General features: G+C 68.4%; 14 protein-coding genes and 3 tRNA genes. 3 read left to right on the top strand and 14 right to left on the bottom strand.

Annotation, left to right across the window (positions count from 1 at the left end; genetic code table 11):
* Positions 1–6: 6 nt before the first annotated feature.
* From rplK to ACIREE_RS07520, 4 genes are all read right to left on the bottom strand, one after another.
* Positions 7–441, bottom strand: a complete 435-nt coding sequence (gene rplK / locus ACIREE_RS07535) for a 50S ribosomal protein L11 (RefSeq protein ID WP_363192649.1) — start codon at positions 439–441, stop codon at positions 7–9.
* 197 nt (positions 442–638) lie between these two features.
* A complete protein-coding gene (gene nusG / locus ACIREE_RS07530) occupies positions 639–1,556 on the bottom strand; it encodes a transcription termination/antitermination protein NusG (RefSeq protein ID WP_404147675.1) in 918 nt (305 codons plus the stop codon).
* A 78-nt stretch (positions 1,557–1,634) separates the two neighbouring features.
* Complete coding sequence (gene secE / locus ACIREE_RS07525) at positions 1,635–1,922, bottom strand: preprotein translocase subunit SecE (RefSeq protein WP_404147672.1); 288 nt, start codon at positions 1,920–1,922, stop codon at positions 1,635–1,637.
* Between the two features lie 105 nt (positions 1,923–2,027).
* Positions 2,028–2,100: transfer RNA gene (locus tag ACIREE_RS07520), tRNA-Trp, on the bottom strand.
* Positions 2,101–2,313: 213 nt separating this feature from the next.
* On the opposite strand from ACIREE_RS07520, the gene ACIREE_RS07515 reads away from it, so the two are divergent.
* Together ACIREE_RS07515 and ACIREE_RS07510 are read left to right on the top strand one after the other, a co-directional pair.
* Entirely contained in the window at positions 2,314–3,561 is a 1,248-nt protein-coding gene (locus ACIREE_RS07515) for a pyridoxal phosphate-dependent aminotransferase (RefSeq protein ID WP_404147670.1), read from the top strand.
* A gap of 138 nt (positions 3,562–3,699) precedes the next feature.
* Complete coding sequence (locus ACIREE_RS07510) at positions 3,700–4,719, top strand: adenosine deaminase (RefSeq protein WP_404147667.1); 1,020 nt, start codon at positions 3,700–3,702, stop codon at positions 4,717–4,719.
* Positions 4,720–4,722: 3 nt separating this feature from the next.
* Here ACIREE_RS07510 and ACIREE_RS07505 read toward each other — a convergent pair whose 3' ends face one another.
* Positions 4,723–5,337 (bottom strand): TetR/AcrR family transcriptional regulator, encoded by a 615-nt coding sequence (locus ACIREE_RS07505; RefSeq protein WP_404147665.1) that lies wholly within the window; start codon positions 5,335–5,337, stop codon positions 4,723–4,725.
* 108 nt (positions 5,338–5,445) lie between these two features.
* On the opposite strand from ACIREE_RS07505, the gene ACIREE_RS07500 reads away from it, so the two are divergent.
* Positions 5,446–6,078: an NAD(P)-dependent oxidoreductase gene (locus ACIREE_RS07500; RefSeq protein WP_404147662.1), complete on the top strand. Its 633-nt coding sequence runs from the start codon at positions 5,446–5,448 to the stop codon at positions 6,076–6,078.
* A 4-nt stretch (positions 6,079–6,082) separates the two neighbouring features.
* On the opposite strand, the gene ACIREE_RS07495 is transcribed toward ACIREE_RS07500, so the two are convergent.
* From ACIREE_RS07495 to ACIREE_RS07455, 9 genes are all read right to left on the bottom strand, one after another.
* Entirely contained in the window at positions 6,083–7,480 is a 1,398-nt protein-coding gene (locus tag ACIREE_RS07495) for a tetratricopeptide repeat protein (RefSeq protein ID WP_404147660.1), read from the bottom strand.
* 90 nt (positions 7,481–7,570) lie between these two features.
* Positions 7,571–8,626 carry a UDP-N-acetylmuramate dehydrogenase gene (locus ACIREE_RS07490; protein WP_404147658.1) on the bottom strand — a complete coding sequence of 352 codons (1,056 nt, stop codon included), beginning with the start codon at positions 8,624–8,626 and terminating at the stop codon, positions 7,571–7,573.
* A gap of 59 nt (positions 8,627–8,685) precedes the next feature.
* Positions 8,686–10,125: a DHA2 family efflux MFS transporter permease subunit gene (locus ACIREE_RS07485; protein ID WP_404147656.1), complete on the bottom strand. Its 1,440-nt coding sequence runs from the start codon at positions 10,123–10,125 to the stop codon at positions 8,686–8,688.
* A gap of 123 nt (positions 10,126–10,248) precedes the next feature.
* A complete protein-coding gene (locus ACIREE_RS07480) occupies positions 10,249–10,839 on the bottom strand; it encodes a TetR/AcrR family transcriptional regulator (RefSeq protein WP_404147654.1) in 591 nt (196 codons plus the stop codon).
* A 154-nt stretch (positions 10,840–10,993) separates the two neighbouring features.
* Positions 10,994–11,422 (bottom strand): MaoC family dehydratase, encoded by a 429-nt coding sequence (locus tag ACIREE_RS07475; protein ID WP_404147651.1) that lies wholly within the window; start codon positions 11,420–11,422, stop codon positions 10,994–10,996.
* Positions 11,423–11,424: 2 nt separating this feature from the next.
* Positions 11,425–11,877 (bottom strand): MaoC family dehydratase N-terminal domain-containing protein, encoded by a 453-nt coding sequence (locus ACIREE_RS07470; RefSeq protein ID WP_404147648.1) that lies wholly within the window; start codon positions 11,875–11,877, stop codon positions 11,425–11,427.
* A 76-nt stretch (positions 11,878–11,953) separates the two neighbouring features.
* Entirely contained in the window at positions 11,954–12,118 is a 165-nt protein-coding gene (gene rpmG / locus ACIREE_RS07465; protein WP_004571794.1) for a 50S ribosomal protein L33, read from the bottom strand.
* 90 nt (positions 12,119–12,208) lie between these two features.
* Positions 12,209–12,281, bottom strand: a tRNA-Met gene (locus ACIREE_RS07460).
* A 46-nt stretch (positions 12,282–12,327) separates the two neighbouring features.
* Positions 12,328–12,400: transfer RNA gene (locus ACIREE_RS07455), tRNA-Thr, on the bottom strand.
* Between the last annotated feature and the right edge of the window lie 120 nt (positions 12,401–12,520).

The raw sequence follows: 12,520 nt of genomic DNA, 5'->3' as shown, positions 1-12,520 counted from the left end.
GTGAGGTCAGCCCTCGACCGTGATGCCCATGGAACGGGCGGTGCCGGCAATGATCTTGGACGCGGCGTCCAGGTCATTGGCGTTCAGGTCGGTCATCTTGGTCGTGGCGATCTCACGGACCTGCGCCTCGGTGATCTTGGCGACCTTGGTCTTGTGCGGCTCGCCCGAGCCCTTCTCGACACCAGCGGCCTTGAGGATCATCTTCGCGGCCGGCGGGGTCTTGGTGATGAAGGTGAAGGAGCGGTCTTCGTAGACCGTGATCTCCACCGGGATGACCCAACCGCGCTGCGACTCGGTCGCGGCGTTGTAGGCCTTGCAGAACTCCATGATGTTGACGCCGTGCTGGCCCAGCGCGGGGCCGACCGGCGGAGCCGGGTTGGCAGCGCCGGCCTGGATCTGGAGCTTGATGAGCCCCGTGACCTTCTTCTTCTTGGGAGGCATGTGCTCTCTCTCCGGGTCTTAGTGAGAGTGTTCAGCCACCATCGTGGTGAATGATCGTCCGGATCATCCGGATGGAGGCATACCGCACAACGATAACGGGTATCCATGCGCGGCTAAAAACCGAGCAGGTCAGACAGGCTTTTGAGAGCCCATCTGACCTGTTCGGAAGCGGTGTGTCCAGAAGGTGCTGAGAGGTACTAGTTCTTCTGGATCTGGTCGAAGCTGAGCTCGACCGGAGTCTCGCGGCCGAAGATCTCGACGAGGCCCTTGACCTTCTTCGAGTCGGCGTTGATCTCGTTGATCGTGGCCTGCAGCGTCGCGAACGGGCCGTCGGTGACGGTGACCGAGTCGCCGACCTCGAAGTCCAGGACCTGGACCTCGACCTTGCGGGACGGAGCGGGCTTGCCCTCGGCCTCCGCGGCCTCACGGGCGGCCTTCTCCTCGGCCTCCGGGGCGAGCATCTTGACGATCTCATCCAGGGTCAGCGGGTACGGGTCGTAGGCGTTGCCCACGAAGCCGGTGACGCCCGGGGTGTTGCGGACGACGCCCCAGGACTCGTTCGTCAGATCCATGCGGACGAGAACGTAACCGGGCAGCTTGTTCTGCCGGACGTTCTTGCGCTCGCCGTTCTTGATCTGGACGATCTCTTCCTCGGGGACCTCGGCCTGGTAGATGAACTCCTCGACGTTCAGCGAGACGGCACGCTGTTCGAGGTTGGCCTTCACGCGCTTCTCGTAGCCCGCGTAGGTGTGGATCACGTACCACTCGCCGGGCAGGCCGCGCAGCTCGTCACGGAGGGCGGTGACGGGGTCGACCTGCTCCTCGACGGCTTCTTCGGCCTCGGCCTCGGCTTCGGTCTCGGCCTCGACGGCCGAGTCCTCGGCGCCTTCGACGTCCTCTGTGTCTTCGGCGGCTTCGGCGTCTTCGGAGACCTCGGCGTCGGTGCCGCCGTCGGACTCGACCTCGAGGGCCGCTTCCTCGGCGGGCTCACCGGCGGCGATGTCGGCAGCCTCGGCCTGGTCCGGCTCCTCGGCGTCCGCCGCCTCGACGATGTCGGTCTCGTCCTCAACGGACTCGACCGGCTCGATCGCCTCGTTCAGGTTCGGGTCAGACACTGTGGCTGCTTCTTCCTGGATACATAGGGGTGGAACATGCGAAAGGGACGCCGTGGTCCGGCGCCCTCCGCTGTCGGCTCAGCCGAAAACGTACTTGACGAGATGGTTGAACCCATAGTCAATCACGGTCACCAGGCCGATCATGATGACGACGAACACAATCACCACGGTGGTGTACGTGGTGAGCTGGTTGCGAGTCGGCCAGACGACCTTGCGGAGCTCCGCGACGATCTGGCGGTAGAAGAGAGCGAGGCGGCCGAAGGGGCCCTTCTTGCCGCGCTTGCCACCCTTGCGGGCCTTCTTCTTGGACTCCGGCGCCTCATCCTGGGCATCAGGCACGTCGATGGAGCCCACGGCGTCCGTCACTCAACTCACCTGATTCCGGGTCGTGGCCGTGCCGCGCCCGGTTGAGCCGCACGGCGGTGCAATGCAGTACGTACATCCGCACACATCCTGGCGAAGGAGTGTGAGCAGGGCCGGAGGGACTTGAACCCCCAACCGCTGGTTTTGGAGACCAGTGCTCTACCAATTGAGCTACGACCCTTTGTTCCCCCAACGTACCGCATCCGCCCGGCTGCACGGAGTGCGCTGGGAAAGTGCGGCCGGTGAAGGCCAACGAGCAGTGAGTGTACGTGCTCCGCGGCCCTCCGTCGAACAGATCAGGAGCACCAGTGGATCAAGCAGTGGATCAAGAGGGGATGCGGTGGTCTTGGAAACCCGTGTGCCCGGCGGGTTTCGGGTCTGGAACGATGGGGTTATGAGCGCTGCAACTCCTTCTCCGTCTGCTGGTTCCTCTCCTACTGAGCGTCGGGTCTCGGCCCGCGTCGGCTCCATCTCCGAGTCCGCCACCCTCGCCGTCGACGCCAAGGCCAAGGCCCTCAAGGCCGCAGGGCGCCCGGTGATCGGCTTCGGCGCCGGTGAACCCGACTTCCCGACGCCCGACTACGTGGTCGAGGCGGCCATCGAGGCCTGCAAGAACCCGAAGTTCCACCGCTACACGCCGGCCGGCGGTCTTCCCGAGCTGAAGGCCGCGATCGCCGCGAAGACGCTGCGCGACTCCGGCTACGAGATCGACGCCTCCCAGGTCCTGGTGACCAACGGTGGCAAGCAGGCCATCTACCAGGCGTTCGCCGCGATCCTCGACCCGGGCGACGAGGTCATCGTCCCGGCGCCGTACTGGACCACGTACCCGGAGTCGATCCGGCTCGCGGGCGGTGTGCCGGTGGACGTCGTGGCCGACGAGACGACCGGATACCGCGTCTCCGTCGAGCAGTTGGAGGCCGCGCGCACCGAGCGCACGAAGGTCGTGCTCTTCGTCTCGCCGTCGAACCCGACGGGTGCCGTGTACAGCGAGGCCGACGCCGAGGCCATCGGGCGCTGGGCCCTGGAGCACGGCCTGTGGGTCATGACGGACGAGATCTACGAGCACCTCGTATACGGGGACGCGAAGTTCACGTCGCTGCCGGCGATCCTTCCCGAGCTGCGCGACAAGTGCATCGTGGTCAACGGCGTCGCGAAGACGTACGCGATGACCGGCTGGCGCGTGGGCTGGATCGTCGGCCCGAAGGACGTCGTGAAGGCGGCGACGAACCTGCAGTCGCACGCCACCTCGAACGTCTCCAATGTCTCGCAGGCGGCCGCGCTCGCCGCCGTGTCCGGCGATCTGACCGCCGTGGACACGATGCGCGAGGCCTTCGACCGGCGCCGTAAGACGATCGTGCGGATGCTCAACGAGATCGACGGCGTCGTCTGCCCTGAGCCGGAGGGCGCCTTCTACGCGTACCCGTCGGTGAAGGGGCTGCTCGGCAAGGAGATCCGCGGCAAGCGCCCGCAGGACTCCGTCGAGCTGGCCGCGCTCATCCTGGAGGAGGCCGAGGTCGCGGTGGTTCCGGGCGAGGCCTTCGGTACGCCGGGCTATCTGCGGCTTTCCTACGCGCTGGGCGACCAGGACCTCGTCGAGGGTGTCTCCCGCGTCCAGAAGCTGCTGGCCGAGGCGCGGGACTGAGTTCTCGCTCCCTTGTAGTCACTTGCTCGAAGAAACGGGCCGCCTCCCTACAGAGGCGGCCCGTTTCTTCGTTCGGAAGGCACCCCGAAAGGGCAAAGGCGCTACCGGTACTACAGGTGCATACGGCAGGATCTTGGGATGGAGCGTGTACACCGTGACGTCCGTCAGCTGCCGAAGGCCCACCTGCATCTGCATTTCACCGGGTCGATGCGGCCCACGACACTGCTCGAACTCGCCGACAAGTACGGCGTACGTCTGCCCGACGCGCTGACCGGCGCGGAGCCGCCCAAGCTGCGGGCCACGGACGAGCGCGGCTGGTTCCGGTTCCAGCGTCTCTACGATGCGGCGCGGTCCTGCCTGCGGGGCCCGGAGGACATCCAGCGACTCGTCCGGGAGGCCGCGGAGGAGGACATCGCGGACGGGTCCGGGTGGCTGGAGATCCAGGTCGACCCGACGTCCTACGCGCCCCGGCTCGGCGGCCTGATCGCCGCCATGGAGGTCATCCTCGACGCCGTCGAGCGGGCCTCGCGGGACACCGGGCTCGGGATGCGCGTGCTCGTCGCCGCCAACCGCATGAAGCACCCTCTGGACGCCCGCACGCTGGCGCGGCTCGCGGTGCGGTATGCGGACCGGGGCGTCGTCGGGTTCGGCCTCTCCAACGACGAGCGGCGCGGGATGGCGCGCGACTTCGACCGGGCCTTCCACATCGCGCGGGAGGGCGGCCTGCTGTCGGCGCCGCACGGCGGCGAGCTGACCGGTCCCGCGTCCGTACGGGACTGCCTCGACGACCTGGACGCCACCCGGATCGGGCACGGGGTGCGGGCCGCCGAGGACCCGCGACTGTTGAAGCGGCTCGCGGACCGGGGGGTGACGTGCGAGGTGTGCCCGGCCTCGAATGTCGCGCTCGGTGTCTACGAGAAGCCCGAGGACGTGCCGCTGCGCACGCTCTTCGAGGCCGGGGTGCCGCTGGCGCTGGGCGCGGACGACCCGCTCCTGTTCGGCTCGCGCCTGGCCGCGCAGTACGACATCGCGCGCCGCCACCATGACTTCTCCGACGCCGAACTGGCCGAGCTGGCCCGGCAGTCCGTGCGGGGCTCGGCCGCCCCCGTGGACATCAAGGAGAAGCTGCTGAGCGGCATCGGGGAGTGGCTGGCCTGAGCCTCATCCCTGTAGGGCGATACCGCCCAGGAGGGTACGGGCGACTCCGGCGGCGAACACGTCCACCGGCTGCGGTGGCTTGCGGTCCGGGGTCATCTCGTAAGCGAAGGCGCGCTGCGCGCAGGCTCCCAGGAGGAGGGACGCGGCCGCATACGTGTCGGCGTCGGGGCTGATGCGGCCCGCCTCCTGTTCGGCCCTCAAGTAGGCGTCGAGGCCCTGGATCGGCCGGTGCGGCCCTGAGCCCATCTCGCGCAGGACCTCTTCATGGCGGCGCTTGAGCTGGGGCTCCGCATACAGGGATGCGGCCATCGGGAACGTCTGCTCGTAGAAGAGCGCCGCTTCATGGGCGATGTCGGTGAGGTTCTCCTCGACCGTGCGGTCGGGGTCGCCCGCCCCTTGTGTAAGGAGGCGGCCGAGGAGGGAACCCAGCTTCGGGAGGCGCTCGTTGAGCACCGTCACGAAGAGTTCCTCCTTGTTGGCGAAGTACTTGTAGAGCGCTGCCTCGGAGCACTCCGCCGCTTTGGCGATCTGCTTGGTGGTGGTGCGGGCCAGGCCGATGGTCAGCATGAGGTCGTGGGCCGCATCGACGATGCGGACCCGGGCCGGTTTCTGGTCCATGCAGGCTCCAACCAAGCTTGACGCGGAGGTGAGTACTCACTCACTCTAAGGGCGAGCAGGGGTGAGTGAGCACTCACCCACCACGTGCAGCGCACCTGGAGGTACGCCATGAAGCTCACGGTTTTCGGTGCCACAGGAGGCATCGGGCAGGAGATCGTCCGGCAGGCCCTGGGATCCGGTCACGAGGTGACGGCCGTGGTACGGGACCCGGCCCGGTTCGCGGTCACGGGCGAGCGCCTCGAAGTGTTCCGCGGCGACCTCTCGGACCCGGGGTCGCTGCGTCCCGCGGTCGCGGGCCGCGACGCCGTCCTCTCCGGACTCGGTGCCCGCAAGCGCGCGGACGCGGGAATCGCGGCGGAGCTGACCCGTTCGGTCCTGAAGGCGATGGACGCGGAGAGCGTGCGCCGGCTCCTGGTGGTCAGCGCGGGCCCGGTGGGTCCGCAGCCGGCGGACTCGCCCTTGGCCGACCGCACGATGATGAAGGTGATCGGCGCGATCCTGAAGGCCGTCTACGACGATCTGGCCGCCATGGAGGCCGAGTTGGCGCGCAGCGCGACGGACTGGACCTCGGTGCGGCCCCCGCGCTTGCAGGACAAGCCGCTGACGGGCTCGTACCGGAAGGTCGTGGGCGGCTTCCCGCGCTCGGGCCGCTTCATCTCCCGCGCGGACGTCGCCCACGCGATGCTGGCGATGGTGGACGACCCGGCGACGGTGAAACAGGGGGTCGGGGTGGCCTACTAGTGCCTTAGACAACAACCCCTGGTGTGGCGGGGCGCAGGGTCGCTCGACGTAGTTCCCGGGCGGCCTGCGCGGAGGTCTCACGGCCGACGGAACCGCCACTGGTCATCACGACACCCATGCTGCCCTTGTCGACCCAGGCACAGGCCGTCAGCGAGGCGGCGAACTGCTCGTAGGTCATGCATTCCAGTCGCCCACCGAGCGGCCCCGGATCGGCGGTCCACGTGGTCCTCACGCTGCCACCCCCTTCCTCCACCCCTTCCCGTATGCCCTCATACAGGTCGTCCGGATCCTCGCTGTGCAGATCACCGGTGGCTCCGAAGACCGCGATCCCGCGGCCGGAATCCTCGTCCCTGTAGACACCTGAGAACGTGTCGGCACCCTGGGGCAAGGAGGCTGACGCCAGGGAGGAGTCGAGGAAGTCAGCCATGGGGTTCCCGGTCTCCAGCGGCATGCCACGGAAGGAGCTCGGTACGGCCGCCGCATAGTGCGGATAGTCGGCCGCCCGTACGTACTGCCATCCGAAGGACCCGGTGCACGCTCCCGCCACGATGACGAACGCGAGCAGCAACGCCGCCCGCTCGCGCGGTGTCGGGAGCGGAACGTCGGGCGCACCGGGCGCGGGCAGCGCGTATCCGGCGGGCATGCGTCGCTCCGCACGCCGGCGCGCGCCCCGCAGGACCGTCTGCTCACGCAGCGGAGGAACCAGCGCCAGGAGGGCCCACAGGCACTGGTGTCCGGGGAGACCCAGCGCAGGTACGGCGAGCAGCCATGCCGCCACCAGGGCGCACAGCACGAGCACGGCCCGGTACGGCGCGCGCAGCGTCAGACAGACGAGACCCTCCGACGACAGGGCCGCGAGGGTCTCCGCGCGCACCGCAAGGCGCCGGTCGTACGGCCACGCCTCGGCCGCCTGCCCCGCTTGCCGGGCCGCGTCGCGAAGGTCCACTCCACCGGTCAGGGCGACCCTGGCGTCGTGGCGCTGGACGTACGCCAGGGACGGCAGCCGCGGCCCCGGGCGCTCGCCGTCGATCCGCAGCGCCTGGGGCGAGTCCGGCGCCAGCTCCCGGAGCCGGTCGGCCGCCTTGCGCCCCCGTGAAAAGCGTCCCGGCTGCTCCATGACGTCAGCGGCCAGTCCGAACTCGGCGTACGCGGCGAGCAGGTCGAGGTCGTCGGGGAAGGCGTCCAGCCCGGCCCGGTAGGCGCGCTCCGCGGCGGCGTCGTGGTCGTCGTCGTCCTCGGCCACGTGGGCGCGACCGAGGACCGCGTAGAGGCCCGCGTGCGGCCCGTGCGCGTCCAGACCCGCCTGCGCCTCGTCGCGCGCCTGCGGCAACTCCCCGGCGCGCAAGCACAATTGAGCGCGCTCGTAGGCGGGCAGCACGAACTGCCCGTCGTTCTCCTGCATCTGTGGTCCCCACCCTGAGGTACGTGTCGCACGGTCCGACACCGTCACTATCAGGGGCAAGGCCCTTGAAGGTCAACGAAAAAACGCAGCTCAGAGGCGTACGCCGACGGTGACCGGCTCATTGACCAGCGTCACCCCGAAGGCCTCGCGGACACCCGACACGACCTCGCGGGCCAGGGCGAGGAGGTCCTCGGTGGTGGCGTCGCCCCGGTTGGTGAGGGCGAGGGTGTGCTTCGTGCTGATGCGGGCCGGGCCGGTGCCGTACCCCTTGGTGAAGCCCGCCTTGTCGATGAGCCAGGCCGCCGATGTCTTCGTCAGCCCCTCCCCCGCGGGGAAAGCGGGCGCCTTCGCGTCGGGGCCCAGACGCTCGGCCACGCGCGCGTGGAAGGCGGCGAACTCCGCATCCGTAAGGATGGGGTTGGTGAAGAACGACCCGGCCGACCATGTGTCGTGGTCCTCGGGGTCGAGCACCATGCCCTTCCCGGAGCGCAGCTTCAGAACGGTCTCGCGCGCGGTCGCGGCGGGGACCCGGTCGCCTGCCTCGACACCGAGGGTGCGGGCGGTCTCGGGGTACTTGATGGGAGCGCTCAGGCCGCCCGCGTCCTCCAGCTCGAAGCGCACCCTCAGCACTACGTAGCGGTCGGGTTCGGCCTTGAAACGGCTGTGCCGGTACGAGAAGCCGCACTCGGCGTTGGGGATCGTGACCGTCCCGCCCGCCCTGCGGTCGTAGGCGACCACCTCGGTGATCGTGGCGGAGACCTCCTGGCCGTACGCCCCCACGTTCTGGATCGGCGTCGCGCCCGCGGAGCCGGGGATCCCGGCGAGGCACTCGATACCCGCGAGACCCGCCTCGACGGTGCGCCCCACAGCGTCGGTCCACACCTCGCCGGCCGCCAACTCCAGCTTTGTACCGTCGAGTTCGAAGCCCTTGGTGGCGAGGCGCAGGGCGGTTCCTTCGAAACCCTGGTCGCCGATGACGAGGTTGCTGCCGCCGCCGATGATCAGCAGCGGGGTGCCGGCGGCATCGGCCTCGCGCACCGCGTCGATCACCTCGGCGTCGGTGGTCGCGGTGAGCAGCCGGGTGGCGGGCCCGCCGAGCCGGAAGGTGGTCAGGGGGGCGAGGGGGGCGTCGTGGAGTTCCTGCACGCCGTCCAGGGTACGAGAACGGCCCCGCCACTCGGGCGGGGCCGTCGCCGTACCGCGTGTCAGGCGCTTTCCAGGACGGGCGCGGCGGGCTCGGGGTCGCGGGCCACGGTCGGCGTGGACGGTGACCGCGGGATGAACATGGCGGCGACACCGCCCACGGCGACCACCGCGGCGCCGACCCACAGCGCGGGCTCGATGCCGCTCACGAAGTGCTGCGCGGTGTCGTAGCCGCCCTGCGCCGAGAAGATCGACGCCATGATGGCGATGCCGAGCGCACCGCCGACCTCGCGCAGCGCGTTGTTGGAGCCGGAGGCGATGCCCTGTTCCTCCGGCCGGACGCTGGACATGACCAGGTTGGAGGCCGGGGCGAAGTACAGGGCCATGCCGATCCCGCTGACGATCAGGGCCGGCAGCTGAGCCGCGTACGAGACGTCTGTGGAGATCACAGTGGCGAACCAGCCGAGCCCGATCGCTTGCAGGAACAGGCCGGCGGCGGCGATCGTACGGCCGCTGATCCGGTCGGAGAGGTATCCGGCGATCGGCGCGACCAGCATCGGCATACCCGTCCAGGGCAGCATCCGCAGCCCCGCCTCGGTGGGCGAGTAGCCGAGTACGCCTTGCAGGAACTGACTGAGCAGGAAGATCGAGCCGAACATCCCGAGGAACATCAGCAGGCTCGCGGCATTGATCCCGGCGAAGGCGGGGGAACGGAAGAGTCGCATGGGGAGCATGGGGTTCTTGCTGCGGATGCCGTGGTGCACGAACCCGACGAGCAGCGCCGCACCGGCGAACAGTCCGGTCAGGACGACCGCGTCCGTCCAGCCGACGATGGGCGCGCGGACCAGCCCGTACACGATGCCGAAGAGGCCGCCGCTGGCGAGCAGGGTGCCCACGATGTCGAGCGGGGCGCCGGTGCCGTGGGACTCCTTGAGGCGCAGGCGGGCGAGCGGCAGCAGGGCGAGGCCCACCGGGACGTTCAGCCAGAAGATCCAGTGCCAGGAGACGTGCTCGGTGAGGGTGCCGCCGATGAGCGGCCCGGAGGCGACCGCGAGCCCGTTGGCCGCACCCCAGATGCCGAACGCCATACCGCGCTTGGCGGCCGGGACCGCGGCGCTGAGCAGGGTCAGCGTGAGGGGCATCATGATCGCTCCACCGGCGCCCTGCACCGCGCGGGCAGCGATCAGGGAGCCGATTCCGGAGGACATGGCGGCCGCGGCCGAGGCCCCGGTGAAGATCGTTATGCCGACCAGGAAGAGACGCCGGCGGCCGAACCGGTCACCGAGCGCCGCGCCGAACATCAGCAGCACGGCGAAGGTGAGCGTGTAGGCGCTGACCGTCCATTCCAGGTCGTCGAGGGCGCCGCCGAGATCCTGCCGGATGGACGGCAGGGCCGTGGTGACGACGAGATTGTCGAGAGCCGCCATGAATCCGGCGACGCTGGTGATGACGAGGGCCCATACGGCTCCCCCGCGCTGCGTTGCCGCTGTTTTCTGTGACATCTCTTCCCCTTGAGATCGTTAGGTTAGTTATTGATGACTAACTTTCGCGGGTACAAAGATGCGCACCCCCGTGAAATACGTGCTGCACTGCTCGGCCCGTTCGGCTTCGCGGGCCTGCCCGGCTTACTTGGCCTGCTCGGCCCGCTCAGCCTGCCTGGCCTGCTTGGCCTGCGGCGACGCGAAGCAGCCGGTCCAGACCCGGTGATCGGACGGGAAGCCCATCGACACCAGGACGTTGATCAGCATCCCCTCCGCGAGGAACTTGCTCGTATCGTCGACGTCCGCCCCCATGGCCAACAGGATCGTGTCGTACATCTCCATCCACAGGCCGCGGACCTCTTCACCGAACGCCGCGTCACCTGACGCTTCGGCGGCGGCCACCGCCACGTAGATCTGCATCTGCATGAGCAGCATGTCGGGCTCGTCGGCGATGAGGGACAGATAGGCCCCACCCAGGGCCTCCTCGACCTCGACCCCCTCCAGCCCCTCGGACGCCTTCCGGAACACCTCGGTGGTCCGCTCGCAGCAACGGCGGGCCGCCGCGAGGAAGATGGCCTCCTTGCCCGGGAAGAGCCGGAAGAGGTACGGCTGCGAGACACCCACCCGCTTGGCGATCGCCTCGGTGGACGTCCCCTTGTAGCCGCCGCGGGCGAACTCGATCATCGCCGCGCGAACGACGCTCTCACGCCGCTCCTCCGCACTCATCCTGACCATGCGGATAAGTTAGTGGCCAATCACTACCTACGTCAACCGCGGCTGTGCCGGAGAACACAGTAAGGGGCGCCCTCGAGAGAGGGCGCCCTCGAGAGAGGGCGCCCCTTACTCACAGCTACGTATGCGGCGACGAATGCAGCGCCGGAGATGCCTGTCAGGCGAGCTGAACGACCGCCCGGGACATCCCGAGCACCTTCTGTCCCGCACTCATGGCGATCAGGTCGACCCTCACCCGGTTATCGTCGAGCTTGGCCGCCACCTTGGCGCTGACCTGGATCTCGGCGCCCTTGTCGTCGTTCGGGACGATCACCGGCTTGGTGAAGCGCACGCCGTACTCGACGACAGCGGCCGGGTCGACGGTCCAGTCGGTGACGACGCGGATCGCCTCGGCCATGGTGAACATGCCGTGCGCGATCACGTCCGGCAGGCCCACCTCGACCGCGAACTTCTCGTTCCAGTGGATCGGGTTGAAGTCACCGGAGGCGCCCGCGTACTGGACGAGTATGGCGCGCGTCACGGGGAAGGTCTGGGCCGGCAGCTCGGTGCCGACCTCGACCTCCGCGTACTTGATGGTCGTGGCCATGATCAGGCCTCCTCTGCGGCGCGCGAGACGAGCTTCGTCCAGGCGGTCACGACGTGCTCGCCTGCCTCGTCGTGGACCTCACCGCGGACATCGATGATGTCGTTGCCCGCGAGGGACTTGATGCCCTCGATCGTCGAGCTGATGGTCAACCTGTCGCCCGCGCGCACCGGGCGCGTGTAGGCGAACCTCTGGTCACCGTGCACCACTCGGCTGTAGTCGAGCCCCAGATCCGGGTCGTGAACGACCACACCGGCGGCCTTGAAAGTGATCGCGAACACAAAGGTGGGCGGGGCGATCACATCGGAATGGCCCAGCTGCCGAGCGGCCTCACGGTCGACGTAGGCGGGGTTGGTCTCCCCCACCGCCTCGGCGAACTCGCGGATCTTCTCCCTGCCGACTTCGTACGGGGCGGTGGACGGGTAGGTCCGTCCCACGAAGGACTGGTCGAGCGCCATGGACTCGGCACCTCCTGGGTGTGTCAACGACTCGAGGCCGCCCCCTTACGGGGACGGCCTCGAGTACAAGCCTGATTTATCGCGTTTCGCGGTGCGCGGTGTGCGCGTTGCAACGCGGGCAGTGCTTCTTCATCTCCAGTCGGTCCGGGTCGTTACGCCGGTTCTTCTTGGTGATGTAGTTCCGCTCCTTGCACTCCACGCAGGCCAGCGTGATCTTCGGGCGGACGTCTGTGGCAGCCACGTGAGTGCTCCTTGACGAACGGATGGGACGAGTTCAACACATAAAAGAGTAGCCGATCGGAGGACAGACCCCGCAATCGGCTACTGTCAGTAGCGGTGACCGGACTTGAACCGGTGACACAGCGATTATGAGCCGCTTGCTCTACCGACTGAGCTACACCGCTGTGATGCAATGACCCCTCACCCGAAGGTGAGGGAACTTCACACCAGAGCCCCAATGCGGAATCGAACCGCAGACCTTCTCCTTACCATGGAGACGCTCTACCGACTGAGCTATTGGGGCGAGCGATGAAGACATTACACGGTTGCGCGCCCTCGCCCAAATCCGTTTCAGGTGATCAGCGCAGGTGCCCCACGGACCCCATCTGTACGACTATTTCGGGGTCCTCGAAGGTCTCCTGCC

Source organism: Streptomyces sp. NPDC102467 (genome assembly GCF_044765445.1).
Taxonomy (GTDB): Bacteria; Actinomycetota; Actinomycetes; order Streptomycetales; family Streptomycetaceae; genus Streptomyces.
The sequence above is the reverse complement of the archived record's forward strand: the minus strand, read 5'-3'. Positions and strand labels throughout refer to the sequence as shown.